Below are 20,963 nucleotides of genomic sequence, written 5' to 3'. Positions count from 1 at the left end.
TCCGTCAATGCGTAAGTCCTAATGTTTTATTTTATGTCATAAAAAAAGCCACCGAGGGTAGGTGGCTCAAAGAGGAAAATCGACAAAAAATTATGCGGTGATTTCCTCATCCTGTTGCTGGCTTTTTGCTTCCCAGATTTTCTCGTGGAAGAAGAAAGCAACTGCCTGTACAGTCGGTTCTAATAAACTCAAGGCAATCGCCATGGTTAAACTGCCTGTGACAAAATAGCCCACTAACATCGCGACAGTGATGTGCATGATGTAATAGCTAAATGTCTTTTTGAACATGCGCTGATTGTTGTCTACGAAACGTTGAATATGTGCCATGTGGATCTTCCTCAAAACAAATGATCTGTGCCGATGAGGAAATAATAATAATTCTCATTTAATTTGTAAAAACGAATATTTTTAATAAAAAGATCGGAAAATTAGATTTATAAAAAGAGAGCTAAACCATGATTTAATTTAAGTTTTAAAAGATTCCAAAAAGTTTTTTAACTAATAAAAATGATAAATTAGATTTATGTGAATGCAGCGATATAATCAAAATTAGCGAAAGAATTTACCCAGTCCAGTGGAGCACATCGACATGGCAGGCGAGACCCAAACAGCAAAAACATTATACGATAAGTTATGGGATGACCATTTAGTAAAACAACGAGATGATGGTTCAGCTCTACTTTATATCGACCGTCATTTATTGCATGAAGTGACTTCGCCACAAGCCTTTGAAGGCTTGCAACTTGCTGGCCGTAAGCCATGGCGTTTAAGTGCCAATATTGCGACACCTGACCATAACGTACCGACCTCTAAAAAGGAGCGTGAGCAGGGCGTGGCTGGGATTGAAGATGATACTTCACGTATCCAGGTACAAACCCTGGATGATAACTGTAAGACGTTCGATATTGTTGAATTTGATATTAACGATATTCGTCAAGGCATCGCGCACGTTGTTGGTCCTGAGCAAGGCTTAACCTTGCCAGGTATGACCGTTGTATGTGGTGACTCACATACTGCAACACATGGTGCATTTGGCTGCTTGGCACACGGGATTGGTACTTCAGAAGTTGAACATGTATTGGCAACCCAATGTCTTGTTCAAAAGAAAATGAAAAACATGTTGGTGCGCGTTGACGGTAAATTGGGTCAAGGCGTAACACCGAAAGATGTAGTTTTAGCCATTATCGGTAAAATTGGAACTGCGGGTGGTACAGGTCACGCGATTGAATTTGGTGGCCAGGTATTCCGTGACATGTCGATCGAAGGCCGTATGACCGTATGTAACATGGCAATCGAAGCGGGCGCACGTGTCGGTATGGTCGCAGTCGATGAAAAAACCATTGAGTATGTCAAAGACCGTCCATATGCACCGAAAGGCGAGCAATGGGATCAGGCGGTTGCGTACTGGAATACCTTGCACTCTGATGAAGGCGCCCACTTCGATACAGTCGTGGTGTTGCAAGGTGAAGAGATTGAACCACAAGTCTCTTGGGGGACTTCTCCTGAGATGGTGATTCCGGTGTCTCAAGCGGTTCCAACTTTGGAACAGGCCAAAGATGATGTACAGCGCAATGACTGGAACCGTGCTTATCAATATATGGGCTTAACTGCAGGTCAGGCTTTAGCAGATATTCAGTTAGACCGTGTATTCATCGGTTCTTGCACCAACTCACGTATCGAAGATATTCGTGCTGCGGCTGAAGTAATCAAAGGCCGTAAAGTGGCTTCTAGCATTAAACAGGCCATGGTCGTTCCGGGTTCGGGTTTGGTGAAACAGCAGGCAGAATCTGAAGGTTTGGATAAAGTCTTTATCGAAGCTGGTTTTGAATGGCGTGAACCAGGTTGTTCTATGTGCTTGGCAATGAATGCTGACAAATTGCAGCCAGGCGAGCATTGTGCCTCAACTTCAAACCGTAACTTTGAAGGTCGTCAGGGTAATGGCGGTCGTACCCATTTGGTGAGCCCAGCCATGGCTGCTGCAGCAGCGATTGCCGGTCACTTTGTCGATGTCCGTTCATTTTAATTGGTACGCAGGAGCAGAAATATGAAAGCTTATACCGTTGAACAAGGTATTGTTGCACCCTTAGACCGTGCCAATGTCGATACAGATTTAATTATTCCAAAACAGTTTTTGAAATCGATCAAACGTACTGGTTTCGGTGAAAACCTGTTTGATGAGTTGCGTTATTTAGATGAAGGTTATCCGGGTCAGGATAACTCGGTTCGTCCGATTAACCCGGACTTCGTATTAAACCAGCCACGTTATCAAGGTGCATCGATTTTAATTTCACGTGCTAACTTCGGTTGCGGTTCAAGCCGTGAGCATGCGCCGTGGGCATTGAATGAATACGGTTTCCGTACTGTGATTGCGCCAAGCTTTGCTGATATTTTCTTTAATAACTGTTTTAAAAATGGCATGTTGCCGGTGATCTTGCCGGAAGAAACGGTTGATCAGTTATTCAAGGAATGTGCAGCAGCTGAAGGCTATCAGTTAACGATTGATCTGGAAGCGCAGAAAGTTCGTACACCAAATGGCGAAAGCTTCAAGTTTGAAGTGGACCCATTCCGTAAGCATTGTTTGTTAAATGGTTTGGATGATATTGGCTTAACTTTGCAGGCAGCAGATGATATTCGTGCCTACGAAGAAAAAACCAAACAATCACTCCCATGGGTATTTGCTGAAATTCATTCATAAAACAGCAAAAATTGTCATGGCATGACTGCGAAGGCCTTGCTAATATCAGAAGATTATTAATTTTTTTGATAGGTTAATACAGACATCATGGCAACGTATTGGAAACAGTGGCTTGCTCTAAGTGCAGTATCAGTGCTGATGACCGCGTGTCAGAGCATTGATACCATCAAACTTAAACACGCCAAAGAAGATGCAGAAAGCAAATCCAATGCCTTGATTTATTGTGCAGGCACACCGGATTGTCAGTTTGAACGTTTAGATCGGACCATGATTGTGGATGAGGCCACCAAGCGAATCAGCCCAGAAGCGCTGGATCAGCGTTTGGTTCGTTTGCAGGCCAAAAACCTGAAACAGGATAATCCGATTTATTTATCTGTGCCGGAAGGGCAGCATGAACTGGTGGTGCGTTTCTATCCGATTAGCAAGGATAAGGCTGAAACTCTGCATCTATTCCAGCAGTTTAAGGCGAATAAACGTTATACCCTGAAAATGTTCCGTGACCGAAATGCACGTAGCACCAGTTTATTAAATGCCTCTGCACCTGATCCATTGTGTGTGGACCTGTTGCAAGAGCAGAAAGTGATTCGTCGTTTTTGCAAACCCTATAATGTCATCAATGGCATTGCAGAGTTTGTAGAAAAAAAAATTTAACCTAGTCAGGTGGATGCCTGACCTTATAAATGGAAAAGCTCATGTCTAAACAAATTTTGATTTTAGCTGGTGACGGTATTGGCCCTGAGATTGTAAAAGCCGCAGAACAGGTGCTTACACGAGTTAATGAAAAATTCAATCTGGGTTTAACATGGGAACAAGGTCTGTTGGGCGGTGCTGCGATTGATGCACACGGTTCACCTTATCCAGACGTAACGTCTGAACAGGCGAAAAAAGCAGACGCGATTCTGCTCGGTGCTGTAGGCGGTCCAAAGTGGGATACGATTGAGCGTTCAATCCGTCCAGAACGTGGCCTGTTAAAACTACGTAGTGAATTGAATCTGTTTGCGAACTTGCGTCCAGCAATTCTTTATCCGCAATTGGCTGATGCCTCTAGTTTGAAACCGGAAATTGTCTCTGGTCTGGATATTCTGATTGTACGTGAATTGACTGGTGGTATTTACTTCGGTCAGCCACGCGGGATCCGTGAACTGGAAAATGGCGAAAAACAAGGTTTCAATACTGACGTTTATGCAGAGTCTGAAATCAAACGTATTGCCAAAGTTGCGTTCGAACTTGCTGGCCTGCGTGGCGGTAAAGTATGTTCAGTCGATAAAGCCAACGTGCTTGAAGTGACTGAGCTTTGGAAACAAACCGTGACTGCACTGAAAGAAGAGCAATATCCAAATATTAACCTGTCTCATATGTATGTAGACAATGCTGCGATGCAATTAGTACGTGCGCCTAAACAGTTTGACGTGATCGTAACGTCTAACCTGTTCGGTGACATCCTGTCTGATGAAGCTGCAATGCTGACTGGTTCAATCGGTATGTTGCCATCAGCTTCATTGGATGAAAATGGTAAGGGTATGTACGAACCTTGCCATGGTTCTGCACCAGATATCGCAGGTCAAAACCTGGCAAACCCATTGGCAACCATTCTGTCGGTAGCCATGATGCTGCGTTATACCTTCCGTGAAGAAGCTGCAGCTAAAGCGATTGAAGATGCGGTAGGTAATGTTTTAGACCAAGGTCTGCGTACTGCTGACATCATGTCTGAAGGCATGACTAAAGTGGGTACTGTGGAAATGGGTCAGGCAGTGGTAACTGCATTGAACTAAGTTACACATTAGTTCCACGTAAAAAACACAGCCTTGAGCTGCGTTTTTTACGACTGATTTTGATTAACAGGTTCGACCCGAAAGGCTGACAGAAGTTGCAATATTGTCTTTGAGCAAAAAGGTAATCTTGCATTGCAAATTCACATCATAACCTGATGCAGGACTCACAGTGACTGGAACCGGAACTGTGCCAGTACCTGCTGCCGGAAACTGGGCAATCGGTAAGGGAACGGTCACAGGACGTTCCACGACATAGCTGAGCTGTTGGGAGCTGAGCTCAGGTTCACTGATTTGCTGATAACCCAAACGTTTCAGATCTAAATTGCGATCAATATACTGGCTACTCTGCCCAATAAATTGCTGTAAATAAGTTTCACGGTCAGTCTGGCTGATCTTAGGTGTTTGTGCACACCCTGACAGACCGAGCAACAGGATGCTCAAGCCCAATACCAGAGAAGTACCTTTGCTTAACAACATCACATCACTCCTACTCAAGGAACGCTTAAAAACAGTGTAGTAGCAAAGTGTGAGAGGAACTGTTGTAATTTATTATTAGGCAAGACAGGATCAATCAGGCAGTTAGCTGTAGCTGTCAAATTCAAGACAACTTAGAACGCTCTTATATCCACTTTAAAATGAATAAAACGCAAAAATAAGTCTTAACAGGCACGTCCGCTATATTGCACGGATTGAGCAATCCCTTGTTCTAGTTGAAAATGAATCTGGCAGGGCATTTCAACCTGATAACCTGGGCCGGGTGCAGTCGCGAATCGTACAGGAGCACCTATACTGACACTTTGCTGAATGGCCGGTGTTCCCAACGGAAGTTCAATGGTGCGAAGTACAGTATAACTCAGACGTTTTTCCGTTTGCACAGGTGCTTTTGAGGTCTTAAAACCGAGTGCAGTTAAATCCAGATCCTTGCGAATTGATTCTGCAGATTTGCCAATATATTGCTGTAGTTGCTGATCTAGTTGTCGTGATTTTATCGAACTTGTAGTGGCGCAGGCACTCAGGCTGATTCCTAGGATCAGAGAAAGCAAGATTTTTTGCATGAATGATTCACTGTTTTTATTAGAGGAAAAATAGAAATTATTATCTTCGAATGCAGTATAGGGAATGTGCAGGGGAATTGATATAAAAGAAAAGACAATAAAAAAGCCACTGGATGAGTGGCTTTTGCTTCCGCTAAAACTTAGCGCGCACGGTATGTGATACGACCCTTAGTCAAATCATAAGGAGTCATTTCGACCTTCACGCTATCGCCAGTCAAAATACGAATATAGTGTTTACGCATTTTACCAGAAATATGGGCAATTACTTCGTGACCGTTTTCTAAACGTACACGGAACATAGTATTAGGAAGCGTCTCGGTGACAACGCCTTCGAACTCGATGAGTTCCTCTTTATTGGCCATAGCCTACCTGAATGAATAAATTGGAAAGGCGCAAATTATAGTCAATTTTTTCGCAAAACACAAGGTGTAACGGGCGTTAGACTGATCATCTGTCAGTAAAATAAGCGAAGTGTGAGTTTAAACTTTTTAACTAAAAAGCGTGTGGTATCTGTTGTCAGTTTGGTCAATCACAGTTAATCTAATTTCAATCTTTTTAAGTATAAATGAAGTACATACAAGGAAGGTTTTTGAGTGAGTCAGCTAACGGATGCATCAGTCGTATTGCGTTTAGGCTATCAGGCGATTCGTCGTGCAGGTTTGCCAACAGAAGAACTTCTGACAAAAGCAGGAGTCGCTTTAAATCAGGTGGAGACCAATGATCGTACTCCGCTCAGTGCTCAGTATGCCTTCTGGGTTGCCGCAGAAGAGGTCAGTAAGGACCCGGATATCGGATTGCATCTGGGTGAACATTTGCCGCTCTATCGCGGACAGGTGATCGAGCATCTGTTTATTTCATCAGAGAATTTTGGTGAAGGCTTGAAACGTGCACTGGCTTATCAGCGTCTGATCAGTGATGCCTTTCATGCCAAGCTGGTGGTCGAAGACGATCGCTGCTATCTGACCAATGGTGAACAGCCTTTTGCTGAAAGTCTGGTCAATCGTCACTTTACCGAATGTGCGATGTCGGGTGTGCTGCGTTTCTTTAAATTTATTACTGAAGGCCGCTTTGAACCGATCTATATCGATTTCAATTTTTCCAAAGGCGCGGCAGATGAAGAATATTTCCGGGTTTATGAATGTCCGGTAAGTCTGGGACAGAAAGAAACCCGTTTGTATTTTGATCCAAGCATTCTTGATTTCCCGCTTTGGCAGGCAGAACCGGAACTGTTGCAGCTACATGAACAGCTGGCAATTGAAAAATTACAGGAACTGGCTCGTTACGATTTAGTCGGGGAAGTACGTCGTGCAATCGGTTCTACTTTAGAAAGTGGTGAAACGACTTTGGAAACTGTAGCCGCTCAACTGAATATTACCCCACGCCGTTTACGTACCCAGCTCAGTGAGGCTAATACCAGTTTCCAGCAGATTCTGTCCGATTATCGCTGTCGTCTGGCTAAACGTTTATTGGCGAGTACCAATGAAAGTGTAGAACGTATCGTTTATCTGACTGGATTCTCGGAGCCAAGTACCTTCTACCGTGCTTTTAAACGCTGGACCAATGAAACGCCGGTGGAATATCGGAAGCGCAAGCAGCGTTAATCTTTAAAATCTAAAATCCTCCCCCAACCCCTCCTTTAATAAAGGAGAGGAGTTCCTCCCTTTTTCAAAGGGAGGTTAGGAGGGATTTAAAAATTAAAAATAATTAGCTTATTCCGGCATATTTAACCAGTATGGACCCAAAGGTACTTTGGGTAGGTCAAAATGTTCTGGATATTCAGCCTGAATAAAATACAGACCATCCGGTGGTGCGGTAACGCCAGCTGCTTTACGATCTTCTGCTGCAAAAATATGGTCAATATGGTCAACCTCATACATGCCTTGACCAATTTCCAGTAAACAGCCCACGATATTTCGCACCATATGATGCAGGAAGCCATCCGCCTGAATATCTAGAATCAGATAAGGCCCATGCTGGATCAGGCGGCAGTGACGGACGTGACGTACCGGCTGATTGGACTGGCAGGCTGCTGCACGAAAACTCTCAAAGTTATGTGTGCCTTCAAACTTTGCAGCCGCTTCAATCATCTTTTTTACATCAAGTGGATAGTAAATATGAGTGACCTGTTTATGCAGCAAGGCAGGGCGTACCGGATGGTTATAGACAATATAACGATAACGGCGTGCCTGTGCTTTAAAGCGTGCATGGAAGCCATCATCCATCTCCTTGATCCATTGGATTGAGATATCCTTAGGTAACTGGCTATTTGAGCCCATTAACCAGCCTCGTTCAGAACGCAAGGCATGGGTATCAAAATGTGCGACCATATTGGTCGCATGCACGCCGGCATCGGTTCGGCCTGCACCATGCAGAATAATCGGTTCATCGGCAATATTGCTGAGTACCTTCTCGATGGTCTCCTGAACACTGATTACGCCCGGTTGTTGAGTCTGCCAACCTCGATAATTCGTTCCACAAAACTCAATTCCCACCGCAAAACGCTGCATAATGACCTCAAAACCTGACTAATCGTACCAATGGGCATGCCATTGCTCTACCGTGTCATATTGTAAATACATTTTTAGGGCTTTTGCATAAAGATCAGCATGGCCATAACTTTCATTGAGTAGAATTTTGCAATCATGCACCCATTCAGCAATGGCATAACGCTGATCGGTGGCACCGAAAGGCACTTGAGTAGTTAAGACCGAGATACAGCCTTTGGCATAGAGCTGATTGATGAAATCTACGATATCTGGATTGACGGCCAGATTGCCGGTTCCAAAGCCTTGCAGGAATAGAAAATGCGGAGGATAGGCCAAAATATTTTTCAGATTATTGAACTGTTGAACTAAATCGATCGGCTGCATCATCAAGCTCATACAGTTAAAATCCAGAGCTTTGGCAATATCGTCTGCTGTAACCTGATGACTTTGCTGGTTGGCCTGAATAGCGATATGCGCATCCAGACCAGTAAAGGCATTCAGCTCAGTGGTATGTTGCTTTAAGGCAGTTTGAGCATGAATCAGTTGCTGATGAAAAGCCAGATAAACACCTGCATTACACTGAGTTACTGAAGCGAGCGCAAAGCTCAGATTGTCCATGGCATCGCTAAATTCGCGTTGCGCATCGCCTTCAGCATTCAGGAGGGGATACTGGCTGCCAGTTAGCACAATATGAGCCGAATTCCCCATAAAATGTGCCAATACTGCGCTGGCATAGCTCAGGGTATCTGTCCCGTGAATAATCACAAAATGTTGTATCTGCTGTTCAGATTGCAGATTTTGGATAAATTGCACCAGTTCTAACCAGTCTGTAGCAGTACAGGCACTGCTGTCCTTAATCACAGGAGCGCAGTAATACTGAATCAACGGTTGATCCGTAGCAAGCAGCTGTTCCAGTTTTGGAATAAATAAATCGGCAGACATAGGGGCGAGCGGGTCACCGACACAGCCAAAGGTGCCGCCCATATAAATCAGTGCAATATCTTTCATCATAAAAAAAGCAGCCAAATGTGACTGCTTTAGTGTAAAGGGAAATTGATTAAGATGCGATTTGATTCAGCAACTGATCGGCTTGCTGACGTTGTGCTGCTGTATATTCAGCTTCACGTTCAGCAATGACTTCACGGGCAGCTGCATAAGCGCCTAACTGGATATATTGCTGTGCCAGCTCCAGGTTAAGGTCCGCTTCATTAACTTCCATCAGCTCCGGGAAAGACTGCACCAATGGATCATGTTGATCGGTTGCTGTAGTTACTGGCGCTGTCGGAATCTCAAAATTCACCCCTGTAGAAACAGGAGCCTCTTTTACAGCTTCGATATTATCAAGTTTGAAATCTAGTCCAGATGTTTCAGACGTAGCAGGTGTTTCAGTTGCAGGCGCTGCAATATCGAGGCTAGACAGATCAAACTCAGTCGCAGGTTCGGCGGTTTTTTCCGCTGCAGGTGTTGGAGTGTCTAGAGAGAAAGAGAAATCTAAAGGCTGGATTTCTTCTGTTGTTGCAGGCGCTGATTCTGTTTCTAAGGATATAGATGGTTCAAGCTTAAGCTTAAAATCCAGAACCGGTGCTGACTCAGTTGCTGTTGTTGGAGCAGTCTGGGTTTCAGCAGTATTCATCTGAAGATCAAATTCAACTGAATTATCTGATACAAGCGAAGCTTCTTCCGTTTTTACTGGCTCAGCCGCTGGAATCTTCGGTTCAAAGTTGAACTCTAAGGGTTGGATATCAGGTACTGGTTCCGCTACAGCAGCTGGTTTGCTTGGTTGCAGTTCCTGTTGTAATGCATCAAATGCCTGTTCGTTTGAAGCAGGAGTGGCAACCAGGTCTGCAAAGGCATCTGTAGAAGGTTTGCTTTCCTGTACAGGAGGGGTTTGTGGCTGAGCACTTGGGAAATCAATAGTATCCTGAACAGCGACCGAAGAGTTTTCAAACTCACGCTTTTTGACCTCAGCCTGAGCCAGAATATCTTCCAGTTCCAGAGAGCGAACATGGTTAATCAGCTGTGAAATCGCAAATTCATCTTTTTGCAGGATATGAATGTCGAGTAGCAGTAAATACAACTCATGTTGAGAATTATCGCGATTCAGTGCCTGATTGATTTGCGCTTCAGCTGCAAAGAAATTACGTTCCTGAATCAGACCTTCAATTTTCTTGCGTGTCTCTGCTGATAGAGGCGTTGCTGATTTTTTAACGACTCCGGCTGGCTCGACCACTTTGGTTCTTTGTGAAGTGGATTTTGACGCAGCGCCAGGTTTTTTCGCTTTTACAGTTTTAGTTTTTGCTTTATCTGATTCTTGAGCATCTTGTCGTTTTTTTACGACAATTAATACGATGATCAATATCACTAATGGAATCACATAAATCAGCATGTTTTACCCCTTGGGGATAGAGTCATTAAGTTCGCCTATCCCAATAAATCGTCATGTGTAACTTTTTAATTAATTGGCTTTTTATCTGCCTGTTGTGCTTTAAGCTGTTGTTGCAGCTGGGCAAGACGAGCATTTAATAATTGAATTCTGTGATCCTTCTGATTGAGTGCCAATTCTAGTTCAGTTACGTTTCTCTGTAATTTAACGGTTTTTTCACGGGCTGTCATAACTTTTAATGACAACTCTTTCGAAGTTCGATTTTCTTTTGTGTTTGAGTTGGCAGAAACCTGGCCGGAATCACGCTGATTCTCGGCAACCAGGCTCATTTCAGCCTCATTCAGGCGATATTTGGTTTTTGCAGCAGGTTTGGAGGGTGCTTGAGCAGACTTAATCGCTGCGGCCTGTATCGGAGTTTTCGCAGTATGAACGGTCGCTAAATTAAGCGCTGCACCTTTACGCAAGCGGTTGGCATCGCCTCCAATAAAAGCATGTTCATTCTCACGTTTGATTTGCTGCATGACCTCACTCACTGGACGCTGCTGTTCATTGGCAATCCTGGAAGCAATGCCCCAAAGCGACTCATTTGACTGTACCACATAGGTCGGTTTGATCTGGGTTGAGACGCTTTGTTTGAGAGCTGTTGGCTGTGCCTGAGTTTTAGCCGCTAAACTTGGTTTGTCCTGTGCAGTAATGGATGCAGCCTGCTTGCGTGCCTGTTGTTCTGCATATTTTTTGACAAGTGGATCACTGGACACCATCTGATTTTCAGTGCTTGTCGGTGCAGAAACTTGCACTGAGGCCACATTTTTATTTGTTGGATCTACTGCAACTTCAGCTGGTTTTGTTTCAGCCTGAACTTTTGTCGCTGCAGCCTGTAAGTTTGGCGTTACATCTGCTTGAGTTACAGCCGTGTTGATTGCTTTGGATGGAGTATTCACTGGCGCAGTGTTTACAGTACCAGCTTGCTGTGAACTATGACTTGTCGTTGCTACCGCAGTTTCAGTATTAAGTTTTGTTGGGCTCGCGATCTGAGCTGCAATACTTGATGTTGGCTCATGGGTAACAGCAGCTATGGCTGTTTTAGGAATCGAGCTGGCTGATAATGCAGGAGGTGCTGTGTTTTGTAAGGCTAATGGTTTTTCTGCTACAAATGAGGTGGCTGGTTTGGATGGGGCATTGGTATAACGCGTACTCACCGGTAAGTTCAGGGCAATATCTTTTTCACTCACGACTACGACAGGCGCGAGTGGCTGTTCATTCTGTTTCAGGCTGGCCTGTAACAAATCAGTTTTAGGTCTTAATGCAGTACGGATATGCTGTAGGCGTGCTGCATTGCCTTCCTTTATTTTGACAATGATATTTAATTCACGATCAGTGACCGGGCGCGAGGAGGTAATGGTAATAACCCCAGTACCATTACTGTTGCGACGGGTGAAAAAATTTAAATGACCCGGTGGCTGATGCGATGCACCCATAGAAATCAGGTCTTCTGGCGAGGCTAAACTTACCTCAATGGGCAAGTTAATATCTGATTGACGGAAATTCATTTCAGCATAAAGCAATTCCCCAGGTGCAGACTGGATTTGTACCGGATCTACATTAATCGCATAAATATTTTGTGAAGCAACAATGGCTAAAATGGCAAGCTTTAATTTGTTATATACAGTCATCTGTGAGCTCAGTCATTATCGCATAGCGAAAATTATAGATTAACGGGATGTTTGTTTTTTGTAAAATACTTACGCAATAGTTACACAAAAAAGCCGATCAATAAAGATCGGCTTTGTGCTTTATTTCCTGACGGAAACTTAAGAGTTTTTATAGTCAATCAAGATGCGCAGCATACGACGTAAAGGTTCTGCAGCGCCCCAAAGCAACTGGTCACCGACTGTGAATGCACCTAAGTATTCTTTACCCATGTTCAGTTTACGCAGACGACCAACAGGTACAGTTAATGTGCCAGTGACTGCAACAGGAGTCAGATCAGTCATTGATGCTTCACGAGTGTTTGGCACAACTTTAGACCAGTCATTTGCGTTTGCAATGATATCTTCGATCTCATCCAGTGGAACGTCTTTGCGAAGTTTCAGCGTTAATGCCTGAGAGTGACAACGCATTGCGCCGATACGTACACAGTGGCCATCAATCGGTACGATCTGCTGGTTACCCAGGATCTTGTTGGTTTCAGCCTGACCTTTCCATTCTTCTTTAGACTGGCCGCTTTCCAGTTGCTTGTCGATGTATGGAATCAGAGAACCCGCTAAAGGTACACCGAAGTTTGCAGACGGGAAGCCTTCACCACGTTGCAATTCAGCAATTTTAGAATCAATGTCCAGAATTGGTGAACGCGGATCATCTAGCAAGTCTTTGGTATTGTTATATAAATAACCCATACCAGTAATCAGCTCACGCATGTTTTGCGCGCCAGCACCAGAAGCTGCCTGATAAGTCATGGAAGTTGCCCATTCCACCAGATTGTTCTGGAACAGACCGCCTAAGCCCATCAACATCAGGGAAACGGTACAGTTACCGCCCACGAAAGTTTTGGTGCCTTTGACCAGACCATCTTTGATTACATGCATGTTCACCGGATCAAGTACGATGATTGCTTCATCATCCATACGCAGGGTAGATGCTGCATCAATCCAGTAGCCATCCCAGCCTTCAGCTTTCATTTTCGGGAAAACTTCAGTGGTGTAATCGCCACCTTGACAGGTAATAATGACATCCATTTGCTTCAGACTGTTAATGTCTGTTGCATCCATAAGTGCTGGGGCAGTCTTACCACCAAATGCCGGAGCTTCACCACCCGCATTACTGGTAGAAAAATAGAATGGCTCAAAATGAGCAAAATCATTCTCTTCAACCATACGTTGCATAAGGACGGAACCTACCATCCCGCGCCAACCGACCAGACCTACTTTCATGTCACTTTGCCTCGGTGCGTTAAAAAATCAAAAGGGATTCGAGTGTATCAAAAAGGGACGTGACTGCAAGAGCTACACAATCAAAACATCAATATTCTTGAGCGAAATATCTGCTTTATGATACATACAAAATTGATAAAGCAATTTTTCTTTTAGAAAAAATAATAACTTAGTAAAGAGTGTATCTTATGGTAGGGTTTATCCAGATCATGGCAATCGTGGTCATCTGGTTAAGTTTCTGGTCGCTGATTCCCCGAGATGAATGGTGGATTCGTGGTGCAGATTTTCCACGTTTGCAGATTCTGGTTTTGGGCTTCATTGCCTTTGTTCTTTTTCTCCTCGTCGATCACCCGTGGACGGCCTTCAATCAGCTGCTTTTTGTTGGTCTGATCGCAGCTTTGGCGTATCAGCTGAAAATGGTCTTGCCCTATACCTTTGTCTGGAAAAAACAGGTCAAGCAGGTCAAGCAGGATCAGCTGGATCCGGATCGTCAGATTTCCCTGATTGTCTCTAATGTCCTCACCACCAATACCAAATATCATTTACTGATTGAACAGATTCAGATCCATCAGCCAGACTTGGTCTTAACGCTGGAAACCGATCAGACATGGCAGGATGCATTGGCTGTCATTGAGCCAGATTATCCCTATCGGGTACCTGTACCTTTGGATAATCTGTATGGCATGCATCTGTACAGCAAACTTGAGCTGAGTGAAACCGAGGTTAAATTTATTCTGAGTGATGAAATTCCCTCGATTCATACCAAGGTCTTGTTACGTTCCGGACAGCCGGTACAGCTCTATTGTTTGCATCCGAAACCGCCAAGCCCAACTGAAGCCAAAGATTCAACCTTACGTGATGCGGAACTGCTGATTGTAGGGGACCAGATTAAGGATCTGGATGAAAGCTGCATTGTGATGGGAGATCTGAATGATGTGGCCTGGTCACGCACAACACGTTTATTTCAGCGCATTAGCGGTTTGCTGGATCCGCGTGTTGGCCGACGTTATGTGAATACCTTCCATGCCGATTATCCTTTATTGCGCTGGTCACTTGACCATGTGTTTCACAGCACCGATTTCGCTCTGGTGCATATGGAGCGTTTAAAACACGTCGGATCAGATCATTTTCCGGTTTATCTGGTATTACAAACTGGCCGGGTATTTGAGCATCATCAGGAAGAACTGGAAGAAACGGATCAGGATGATCAGGAAGCCAAAGAAGCCATTCAGGAAGGAATTGAAAAGGCAGAGAAAGAAGAGAAGAAAGTCACTGATAAGATTGCGATGGCTTATAAGAATGAGGAGAAATTCTTATAGTTTTAGCTGAAAAGTGTACGATATTGCTTACAGCAGTTTCCGCTTCTTGCGAATGGGCAGTACAGAGGAATCCACGTATTCTAAGCTTATCAGCACAGGGAGTCGAGAAAGGATATTCTCATAAGGAAGACGAAGCTGAATGAAAACATCATGGAAATGATGCTGAAAGGGAAATCACAACAACGAAGAAGCAATTATAACATATGAAAGCACAACCTCATTAACCCGGGTTTTACAGGATGTAGAACCCGGGTTAAATTATTTTTGGCTCATTTTTTTATTATAATTAATTGATTATTTAAATAAAATTTAAATTAAAAAATGGATATTACCTGAATGGAAGTTATGATTTCCGATCATGATTCAGTCAATGAATTCGAAGTGCTACAGCTCTATCTTGTCAATCAATGGTCAGCTGCAGAAAAACCTCAATTGCTTTTACAGGCTTTGCAGCATTCTCATAGTCTGGTGACGGCACGTATCAACGGTCGGCTGGTCGGCTTGGGAAATGCGATTTCAGATGGTTATCTGGTGGTGTATTTCCCACATTTATTGGTTCACCCGGAGGTGCAGCGACAGGGTATTGGTCGTCTGATCATGCAAGAAATGCTGCAACGTTATTCAGGATTTCATCAGAAAATTCTGGTGGCTGATCAGCATGCCACTGAATTTTATAAAGCTCTAGGTTTTGAGCGTGCAGGGCATACAGAAGCGATGTGGATTTATCAAGGAACGGATCATTGAGTTGTCTTGCCAATAATACCGTCCATATTTTTTCTAGTTTTTAATAGATTTTATCATAGCCTTCAGGACGGGTCTTAAAGCGACGGTGGAACCACATATATTGCGTCGGTGCAATGCGCAACTGGCGTTCAATAATCAGATTTACCCGGGTTGCATCATCGACTTCATCCGCACTTGGCAGGTTCTCTACCGCAGGCTCGATCAACACACAGTAGCATGGATCTTTAATATCACCAGTTCGATAAAAATAGAGTGGAATGGCAGCGGCTTTGGTCATTTTTAATAAGCGACGATGTGCAGTGACTGTGGCTGCAGGTACTCCAAAAAAGGGTGCCATCACACCCTGTTTTAAACCAAAATCCTGATCCGGACTGTACCAGATAGCATGGCCATTTTTCAGGTTACGCACCAGACCGCGCATATCATCATGGTCAATCTGGTTGGCATAAATGGTGGTACGGCAGCGGTAAATCAGCATATCGAGCAAGGGATTATTTTGTGGTCGATACACCACATCCGGCTCAAAATACTGTGCACATAAATAACCACCTGCATCCAGCAAAGTCGAGTGGGTACCGAGCAATAAAGCCCCTTTACCTTCTGCCTGAGCCTGCTGGATATGTTCCAGCCCTTCAATCTGTACCCGGCCTTTAAACCATTTTGGACAGTACCAGGCATTCAAGGTCTCAAATACACCGAGCATCTGGTCAATAAAGACCATACGAGCATTGTCCTGAACTTCTTGAGCTGACCATTCCGGGAAACAGACCTCCAGATTGCGAAGCGTAGTTTCACGGCGAGATTTCAAATATTTAAATGCCATCTGGCCGAGTAGACGTGCCAGACGATGCTGAATCGCCCAAGGTAAGATGGCCAGAATCATCAGAAATACAATACCCACCCAGATACCCCAGTATTGCGGCAACAGGAATGACCATTGAAATTCACCGGGTTTGTATTCTGGCGTTCGACTCATAAATTCAATATTTGAAATCAAAGATGTCAGCAGTGTAGCAGAAGAGCTTTTTGAAATAAAAAACTGTAAAATAAAAAAGCACCTGTACGAATACAGATGCTTAGTGACTAGGCGATTTAAAGATTAGCCTTTGGTCATATTTTCCAGTTCGTCCCAACGTTCCATTTTTTCCAGCAAAATCTCATCAATTTCGCCTAAACGTTCAGAGGCCTTGGTCGCTGCTGCTGCATCTGTGACAAACCACGAGCCATCCGCCAGTTTGTCAGAAAGTTCAGCTTGTTCTTTTTCCAGTGCTTCAATTTCAGCCGGTAACATTTCCAGTTCACGCTGATCTTTGTAGCTGAGTTTTTTCTTCGGAGCCGATGCTACAGGTGTAACTGCTGCTTCGGCTTTGGCCTGAGCTTTTTTGACAGCCATTTTCTGGTCAACCACAGTTTGATCTGGACGTTGTTCCAGATAATCCTGATAGCCACCGACATATTCATCAATATTGCCTTTGCCATCAAAGACCCAGGTTGATGTGACGACATTGTCCATAAAAGCACGGTCATGCGAGATCAGTAGCAGGGTGCCTTTGTATTCCGCCAGCATTTCTTCCAGCAGTTCTAGCGTCACCATATCCAGATCGTTGGTCGGTTCGTCCATCACGATCAGGTTGGATGGTTTCAGTAATAGTTTGGCGAGCAGAATACGGTTGCGTTCACCACCTGAAAGGGCTTTAACTGGCGTACGGGCACGTTCTGGGGAGAACAGGAAGTCTTGTAAATAGCTATAGATATGACGACGTTGGCCATTCACATCGACATGATCTGAACCTTCCGAAACGTTATCTTTAACTGATTTTTCCAGATCCAGCACATTACGTAGCTGGTCAAAATAAGCAATTTCCAACTGGGTACCGGTTTTGACTGTACCGCCATGCTCGATTTCTCCCAGAATGGCTTTGATTAGTGTGGTTTTACCGACACCATTATCACCCACCAGACCGATCCGATCGCCACGCATTACCAGCACCGAGAAATCATTAATGATCGGTGCATTGTCACCAAACTTCACGCTGAGATGTTCAATCTCGAACACCACTTTGCCTGAACGCTGTGCTTCCTGAGTCGACATGTTGACTTTGCCTTGCTGGAAGCGGCGTGCTTTAGACTCTTCACGCAATTCTTTCAGAGCACGGACACGACCTTCGTTACGGGTACGACGTGCTTTAATGCCTTGACGAATCCAGGCTTCTTCTTCAGCGAGTTTTTTCTCGAACAGGGCATTCTGTTTTTCTTCTGCTTCCAGCTGCTGAGCTTTTAGGTCGAGGTAACGTGAATAGTTGCCTTCATAGCTACGCAAAATACCACGGTCCAGCTCGACAATACGGGTCGCAATACTGTCCACAAAGGCACGGTCATGCGAAATAAACAGTAAGGTCAAGTTATTCTGCTCGAGCAAGAATTTTTCCAGCCATTCAATACTTTCGACGTCCAGATGGTTCGTCGGTTCGTCGAGTAACAGCACATCAGGTTGGGTGAGCAGGGCACGTGCCAACAGGACACGGCGTTTACGACCGCCAGATAAATCGGCCAGATCCGCTTCAGGATCCAGTCCCATTTTACTCAGGATTGAGTTGACCTTAGTTTCCAAAGCCCAGCCATCCAGCTGATCCATCTGATGCTGCAAATGTCCCATGCGATCACAGGCTTCCATATCGCCCAGCACACAGGCTTCACTGGCTTCATGATAGGCACGCAACACTTCTGAAGCTTCACCAGCGCCGTCGGCAACAATATCTGCAACCTTGCCGGAATCCATTGGCACGTCTTGGGCCAGCATGGAAATGGTGATGCCATTTTGTAACGAAACTTCACCACTATCCGGGAGTAAACTTCCTTCAATCAGTTTAAGTAAGGTAGACTTACCCTCACCATTACGGCCAATCAAACATACTCGTTCACCGCGTTCCAAATTAAAGTTGGCGCCGTCGAGCAAGGCAGGTCCGCCAAATGCCAGTTGGACATCCCTTAAAGTAATATAGGCCATAATGTTAATGTTTCCTGAAATCCCAAATGAGGACTTAAAATGACTAAACAACAAAATCTAAATGATCAGGCGTCATTTTCCGCACCCATTGAAGATTTGCAAGTGCGAATTGCATTTTTAGATGATTTAGTTGAACAGCTGAATCAGCAGGTCACTCGCCAGAATCTGGAAATTGCCGATTTAAAAAAACAAATGCAGTTGTTATATCAACGTGTTGAGTCTGCAGATTTGTCCGAAGGGATTGATGCTTTTGATCCGGTCACCAACCGTCCACCGCATTATTAATTTACAAATAATTTTTAAAAAGAAAACAAAAAGAAAGCCCTCCAGTCGTGAGGGTTTTCTTTTAAGCAGGTGAAGCTCGATAAACCTAAACCAAGTCGCCACTTTTACTTCGTCCAAGATGATCTTTAAAATCTAAATATCTTCATGGAAGGAGGAAACTATTTGACCTTTCACACACTTCCTACTCTAATAGTATTTTTCTAGCTCAGTTTTTAATCTTGCCTTATGCGCCAAAAAGTTGTCCTTCTTGATCTCGAAAATAACTTTCCTACAGCCAAACTGTTACGTGACATTGTTGAACATTATCCGACCTTGTATTTGTTTAACTGTGCCGGAAAATTCGAGTTTGCTCTAGAAGAACTGACTGAGTTGGCGAGCTGGATCAGCAGTGGACAAATTATCATTCTGGATGTCCCGGAAGCAGAGCATAAGGAATATGAATATGCCGTGATTGTGGGGCAGCTGATGGCTTTGCTGGAAGCAGATACTCATGTCGAGCTGATCTCTGCGATGGATAGCAGTGAAATGCTAATGCAGATGCTGCAGGCTTCAGATGTTGATTGCAGCCTGATTCAGGTCCTACCAGAGGATGCATCCACAGAGACTCAAGATAAACCTAAAATCCAGTTGCCAAGTATTGAAGCCATTAAAGCAAAACCAGCTTTACAGCTGGTGAAAAAGTACTGTGATGCGCTCGGCAAGATGAGTGGCAAACCGACCACGCTCGACACCTTAAAAAATTCAGTCACTAATATTCTGCAAGTTTTACCAAGCAAAGCCCAGCATGTAGTTGGCATGCTGATTAATCTGAAAATAGTCAAACGCTATGACGAGCAGATCAGTTTCCGTAAAAAAGTGCTGAAACAGTGGGTGCAGCTAGATCTCAATGAACATGTATCCGCTGAAAAACCAGCTTTGGATCAGGTAGTCTCGAAGCTTAATCCTGAAGAGCCTGTTGTTGAGCCTGTTCAATCTCCAATCCAGTCTGCCCAGCAAGGTCTGTTCAAAAACTTTAATAAAATTGATCCGGTACAGCTTGAAGTCGCACGCAAGCTGCGCGAATTACAGGGAAATAAGCCTAAAGATATTTATGAATTACGTGATTTACTCGAGCAGTTATTTCCAAAGTCAGATGTCCGTCTTTTACTTAAAGAGTTGATTGAAAAAGGATATATTTATTGGAATGGTCACGAAGTGTTATATAGTCATGAGATGTTTCTAAATTAGAATAATCTCATGAGGGCATATGAAAAAAATACTGTTATTGGATATTGAAAATCAGCCTAAAACAGAAAATGAGTTACTCAGCCTGCTCAAATCCTATGCCCTTGTTTATCTGGTTTATGCAAAATCCCCTGTAGCCTTGAGTCTGGATGGATTGCAAAATCTGTCTGCTCATGTAGTTCAAAAGCGTCTGGTCTTAATTAAAATGCCAAAAACCGGACCTGATGCTGCTGATTTTGGCTTGGCATTTGTAGCCGGGCAGTTGTCTATACAAATGCAGGCATCTGAAGCTGAATTTGATGTCATGTCGAATGACAAGAAATTTGAATATATTGTCGATTTACTCAAAGTGATGGGGTTTCAGGCACAACAGAAGAAAAAAGAAATTCAGTCCACATGTTCCACTAAATTATCTTTAGAGCACATTCATCCAGAAAAAGCCGAATTCAAACTGCTTTTCGCTGCGGTTAAACTATTAGTAAAAAATCAGCCTAAACAATTTAACTCTCTAAACAATGCCTTAAAGTCTTGGCTAAAAGGAACTTCTGCCACTATCAAGCAGGTCATTGGCCAGTTAAAAAATTATCAGCTGATTCAGATTCAGGATCAAAAAGTAAGTTATGAGCTAAATCGGATGCACGAACTGTTAAAACTGGAAGCGCTCAAACAATCGAAACCCATAGCGATTACTCTACCAAGTATTGCTGATATTCAGTTAAAGCCTCATTTACAGCGGGTCAAAATCTATAGTGATTATCTGGCGAAGAGTGGAAGTAGCCGTCCGGCCAAAACTGCAAGTTTATTAAATTCAGTACGCTCAATCTTAGGCTTAGAACACCAGCAAGCGGCGCAAGATTTCATTCAGGTTTTAAAGAAGCAGGATATTCTCAAACAGGACAATACCAAGTTGATTTATAACAGCCTGCTCATACAGGCTTGGGCTAATCTGGATAAGTCCTGCCTGATTCCAATGGCGATACAACCGCATATCATCAATCAGCCAAACACTGAAATCTTATCTTAAAACAAAGACGTAAAAGTAATAAGTACAGAGAATAAAATA

21 protein-coding genes are annotated in these 20,963 nt (G+C 43.8%); 10 read left to right on the top strand and 11 right to left on the bottom strand.

Annotation, left to right across the window (positions count from 1 at the left end; genetic code table 11):
- Positions 1-90: 90 nt before the first annotated feature.
- The gene (locus tag G5T77_RS11175; protein WP_159123642.1) at positions 91-327 is read right to left on the bottom strand and encodes a DUF2061 domain-containing protein; all 237 of its coding nucleotides are present in this window, start codon (positions 325-327) and stop codon (positions 91-93) included.
- 262 nt (positions 328-589) lie between these two features.
- Here G5T77_RS11175 and leuC point away from each other — a divergent pair, with 262 nt between their 5' ends.
- The 4 genes from leuC to leuB all read left to right on the top strand — a co-directional run bounded on the left by leuC (position 590) and on the right by leuB (position 4,467).
- Positions 590-2,023, top strand: a complete 1,434-nt coding sequence (leuC, locus tag G5T77_RS11170) for a 3-isopropylmalate dehydratase large subunit (protein ID WP_166136201.1) — start codon at positions 590-592, stop codon at positions 2,021-2,023.
- Positions 2,024-2,044: 21 nt separating this feature from the next.
- Complete coding sequence (leuD, locus tag G5T77_RS11165; protein WP_166136204.1) at positions 2,045-2,695, top strand: 3-isopropylmalate dehydratase small subunit; 651 nt, start codon at positions 2,045-2,047, stop codon at positions 2,693-2,695.
- 87 nt (positions 2,696-2,782) lie between these two features.
- Positions 2,783-3,346 carry a hypothetical protein gene (locus G5T77_RS11160; RefSeq protein ID WP_166136207.1) on the top strand — a complete coding sequence of 188 codons (564 nt, stop codon included), beginning with the start codon at positions 2,783-2,785 and terminating at the stop codon, positions 3,344-3,346.
- Between the two features lie 41 nt (positions 3,347-3,387).
- Positions 3,388-4,467 carry a 3-isopropylmalate dehydrogenase gene (gene leuB / locus G5T77_RS11155; protein ID WP_166136210.1) on the top strand — a complete coding sequence of 360 codons (1,080 nt, stop codon included), beginning with the start codon at positions 3,388-3,390 and terminating at the stop codon, positions 4,465-4,467.
- A 63-nt stretch (positions 4,468-4,530) separates the two neighbouring features.
- Here the strand turns inward: leuB and G5T77_RS11150 are convergent, their stop codons facing one another.
- The 3 genes from G5T77_RS11150 to infA all read right to left on the bottom strand — a co-directional run bounded on the left by G5T77_RS11150 (position 4,531) and on the right by infA (position 5,884).
- A complete protein-coding gene (locus G5T77_RS11150; protein ID WP_166136213.1) occupies positions 4,531-4,944 on the bottom strand; it encodes a hypothetical protein in 414 nt (137 codons plus the stop codon).
- Between the two features lie 182 nt (positions 4,945-5,126).
- Positions 5,127-5,522 (bottom strand): hypothetical protein, encoded by a 396-nt coding sequence (locus tag G5T77_RS11145; protein ID WP_166136216.1) that lies wholly within the window; start codon positions 5,520-5,522, stop codon positions 5,127-5,129.
- 140 nt (positions 5,523-5,662) lie between these two features.
- Positions 5,663-5,884, bottom strand: coding sequence for a translation initiation factor IF-1 (infA, locus tag G5T77_RS11140; protein ID WP_001284370.1), 222 nt, complete (start codon positions 5,882-5,884; stop codon positions 5,663-5,665).
- 231 nt (positions 5,885-6,115) lie between these two features.
- Between infA and G5T77_RS11135 the strand changes: the two genes are divergently transcribed.
- The gene (locus G5T77_RS11135) at positions 6,116-7,123 is read left to right on the top strand and encodes an AraC family transcriptional regulator (protein WP_004781856.1); all 1,008 of its coding nucleotides are present in this window, start codon (positions 6,116-6,118) and stop codon (positions 7,121-7,123) included.
- Between the two features lie 108 nt (positions 7,124-7,231).
- Here G5T77_RS11135 and truA read toward each other — a convergent pair whose 3' ends face one another.
- From truA to asd, 5 genes are all read right to left on the bottom strand, one after another.
- The gene (gene truA / locus G5T77_RS11130; RefSeq protein WP_166136219.1) at positions 7,232-8,029 is read right to left on the bottom strand and encodes a tRNA pseudouridine(38-40) synthase TruA; all 798 of its coding nucleotides are present in this window, start codon (positions 8,027-8,029) and stop codon (positions 7,232-7,234) included.
- 18 nt (positions 8,030-8,047) lie between these two features.
- Positions 8,048-9,019, bottom strand: a complete 972-nt coding sequence (locus G5T77_RS11125) for an asparaginase domain-containing protein (RefSeq protein ID WP_166136222.1) — start codon at positions 9,017-9,019, stop codon at positions 8,048-8,050.
- A 46-nt stretch (positions 9,020-9,065) separates the two neighbouring features.
- On the bottom strand, positions 9,066-10,394 hold the full coding sequence (locus tag G5T77_RS11120; RefSeq protein ID WP_166136225.1) for a fimbrial protein FimV: 1,329 nt from the start codon (positions 10,392-10,394) through the stop codon (positions 9,066-9,068).
- Between the two features lie 65 nt (positions 10,395-10,459).
- Positions 10,460-12,064, bottom strand: coding sequence for a hypothetical protein (locus G5T77_RS11115; protein ID WP_166136228.1), 1,605 nt, complete (start codon positions 12,062-12,064; stop codon positions 10,460-10,462).
- 138 nt (positions 12,065-12,202) lie between these two features.
- Complete coding sequence (gene asd / locus G5T77_RS11110; RefSeq protein WP_166136231.1) at positions 12,203-13,321, bottom strand: aspartate-semialdehyde dehydrogenase; 1,119 nt, start codon at positions 13,319-13,321, stop codon at positions 12,203-12,205.
- A gap of 188 nt (positions 13,322-13,509) precedes the next feature.
- On the opposite strand from asd, the gene G5T77_RS11105 reads away from it, so the two are divergent.
- Both G5T77_RS11105 and G5T77_RS11100 read left to right on the top strand, forming a co-directional pair.
- Positions 13,510-14,640, top strand: coding sequence for an endonuclease/exonuclease/phosphatase family protein (locus tag G5T77_RS11105; protein ID WP_166136234.1), 1,131 nt, complete (start codon positions 13,510-13,512; stop codon positions 14,638-14,640).
- A 336-nt stretch (positions 14,641-14,976) separates the two neighbouring features.
- Positions 14,977-15,384, top strand: coding sequence for a GNAT family N-acetyltransferase (locus tag G5T77_RS11100; protein ID WP_166136237.1), 408 nt, complete (start codon positions 14,977-14,979; stop codon positions 15,382-15,384).
- A gap of 40 nt (positions 15,385-15,424) precedes the next feature.
- Here G5T77_RS11100 and G5T77_RS11095 read toward each other — a convergent pair whose 3' ends face one another.
- A complete protein-coding gene (locus G5T77_RS11095; RefSeq protein ID WP_166136240.1) occupies positions 15,425-16,360 on the bottom strand; it encodes a lauroyl acyltransferase in 936 nt (311 codons plus the stop codon).
- A 123-nt stretch (positions 16,361-16,483) separates the two neighbouring features.
- Positions 16,484-18,391, bottom strand: coding sequence for an ATP-binding cassette domain-containing protein (locus G5T77_RS11090; RefSeq protein ID WP_166136243.1), 1,908 nt, complete (start codon positions 18,389-18,391; stop codon positions 16,484-16,486).
- A 39-nt stretch (positions 18,392-18,430) separates the two neighbouring features.
- Here G5T77_RS11090 and G5T77_RS11085 point away from each other — a divergent pair, with 39 nt between their 5' ends.
- The 3 genes from G5T77_RS11085 to G5T77_RS11075 all read left to right on the top strand — a co-directional run bounded on the left by G5T77_RS11085 (position 18,431) and on the right by G5T77_RS11075 (position 20,924).
- On the top strand, positions 18,431-18,676 hold the full coding sequence (locus G5T77_RS11085) for a SlyX family protein (protein ID WP_004781873.1): 246 nt from the start codon (positions 18,431-18,433) through the stop codon (positions 18,674-18,676).
- 225 nt (positions 18,677-18,901) lie between these two features.
- On the top strand, positions 18,902-19,903 hold the full coding sequence (locus G5T77_RS11080; protein ID WP_166136246.1) for a hypothetical protein: 1,002 nt from the start codon (positions 18,902-18,904) through the stop codon (positions 19,901-19,903).
- Between the two features lie 19 nt (positions 19,904-19,922).
- Positions 19,923-20,924, top strand: a complete 1,002-nt coding sequence (locus tag G5T77_RS11075) for a PIN domain-containing protein (RefSeq protein ID WP_166136250.1) — start codon at positions 19,923-19,925, stop codon at positions 20,922-20,924.
- Positions 20,925-20,963: the final 39 nt, after the last annotated feature.

The sequence above is a fragment of the Acinetobacter sp. GFQ9D191M genome (genome assembly GCF_011174875.1).
GTDB lineage: Bacteria > Pseudomonadota > Gammaproteobacteria > Pseudomonadales > Moraxellaceae > Acinetobacter.
The sequence above is the reverse complement of the archived record's forward strand: the minus strand, read 5'-3'. Positions and strand labels throughout refer to the sequence as shown.

What these genes read in the sequence shown, in the direction of transcription:
- G5T77_RS11175 (WP_159123642.1), bottom strand. Translation starts at nt 327, where the DNA reads ATGGCACATATTCAACGTTTCGTAGACAACAATCAGCGCATGTTCAAA.
- leuC (WP_166136201.1), top strand. Translation starts at nt 590, where the DNA reads ATGGCAGGCGAGACCCAAACAGCAAAAACATTATACGATAAGTTATGG.
- leuD (WP_166136204.1), top strand. Translation starts at nt 2,045, where the DNA reads ATGAAAGCTTATACCGTTGAACAAGGTATTGTTGCACCCTTAGACCGT.
- G5T77_RS11160 (WP_166136207.1), top strand. Translation starts at nt 2,783, where the DNA reads ATGGCAACGTATTGGAAACAGTGGCTTGCTCTAAGTGCAGTATCAGTG.
- leuB (WP_166136210.1), top strand. Translation starts at nt 3,388, where the DNA reads ATGTCTAAACAAATTTTGATTTTAGCTGGTGACGGTATTGGCCCTGAG.
- G5T77_RS11150 (WP_166136213.1), bottom strand. Translation starts at nt 4,944, where the DNA reads ATGTTGTTAAGCAAAGGTACTTCTCTGGTATTGGGCTTGAGCATCCTG.
- G5T77_RS11145 (WP_166136216.1), bottom strand. Translation starts at nt 5,522, where the DNA reads ATGCAAAAAATCTTGCTTTCTCTGATCCTAGGAATCAGCCTGAGTGCC.
- infA (WP_001284370.1), bottom strand. Translation starts at nt 5,884, where the DNA reads ATGGCCAATAAAGAGGAACTCATCGAGTTCGAAGGCGTTGTCACCGAG.
- truA (WP_166136219.1), bottom strand. Translation starts at nt 8,029, where the DNA reads ATGCAGCGTTTTGCGGTGGGAATTGAGTTTTGTGGAACGAATTATCGA.
- G5T77_RS11125 (WP_166136222.1), bottom strand. Translation starts at nt 9,019, where the DNA reads ATGATGAAAGATATTGCACTGATTTATATGGGCGGCACCTTTGGCTGT.
- G5T77_RS11120 (WP_166136225.1), bottom strand. Translation starts at nt 10,394, where the DNA reads ATGCTGATTTATGTGATTCCATTAGTGATATTGATCATCGTATTAATT.
- G5T77_RS11115 (WP_166136228.1), bottom strand. Translation starts at nt 12,064, where the DNA reads ATGACTGTATATAACAAATTAAAGCTTGCCATTTTAGCCATTGTTGCT.
- asd (WP_166136231.1), bottom strand. Translation starts at nt 13,321, where the DNA reads ATGAAAGTAGGTCTGGTCGGTTGGCGCGGGATGGTAGGTTCCGTCCTT.
- G5T77_RS11105 (WP_166136234.1), top strand. Translation starts at nt 13,510, where the DNA reads ATGGTAGGGTTTATCCAGATCATGGCAATCGTGGTCATCTGGTTAAGT.
- G5T77_RS11100 (WP_166136237.1), top strand. Translation starts at nt 14,977, where the DNA reads ATGGAAGTTATGATTTCCGATCATGATTCAGTCAATGAATTCGAAGTG.
- G5T77_RS11095 (WP_166136240.1), bottom strand. Translation starts at nt 16,360, where the DNA reads ATGAGTCGAACGCCAGAATACAAACCCGGTGAATTTCAATGGTCATTC.
- G5T77_RS11090 (WP_166136243.1), bottom strand. Translation starts at nt 18,391, where the DNA reads ATGGCCTATATTACTTTAAGGGATGTCCAACTGGCATTTGGCGGACCT.
- G5T77_RS11085 (WP_004781873.1), top strand. Translation starts at nt 18,431, where the DNA reads ATGACTAAACAACAAAATCTAAATGATCAGGCGTCATTTTCCGCACCC.
- G5T77_RS11080 (WP_166136246.1), top strand. Translation starts at nt 18,902, where the DNA reads ATGCGCCAAAAAGTTGTCCTTCTTGATCTCGAAAATAACTTTCCTACA.
- G5T77_RS11075 (WP_166136250.1), top strand. Translation starts at nt 19,923, where the DNA reads ATGAAAAAAATACTGTTATTGGATATTGAAAATCAGCCTAAAACAGAA.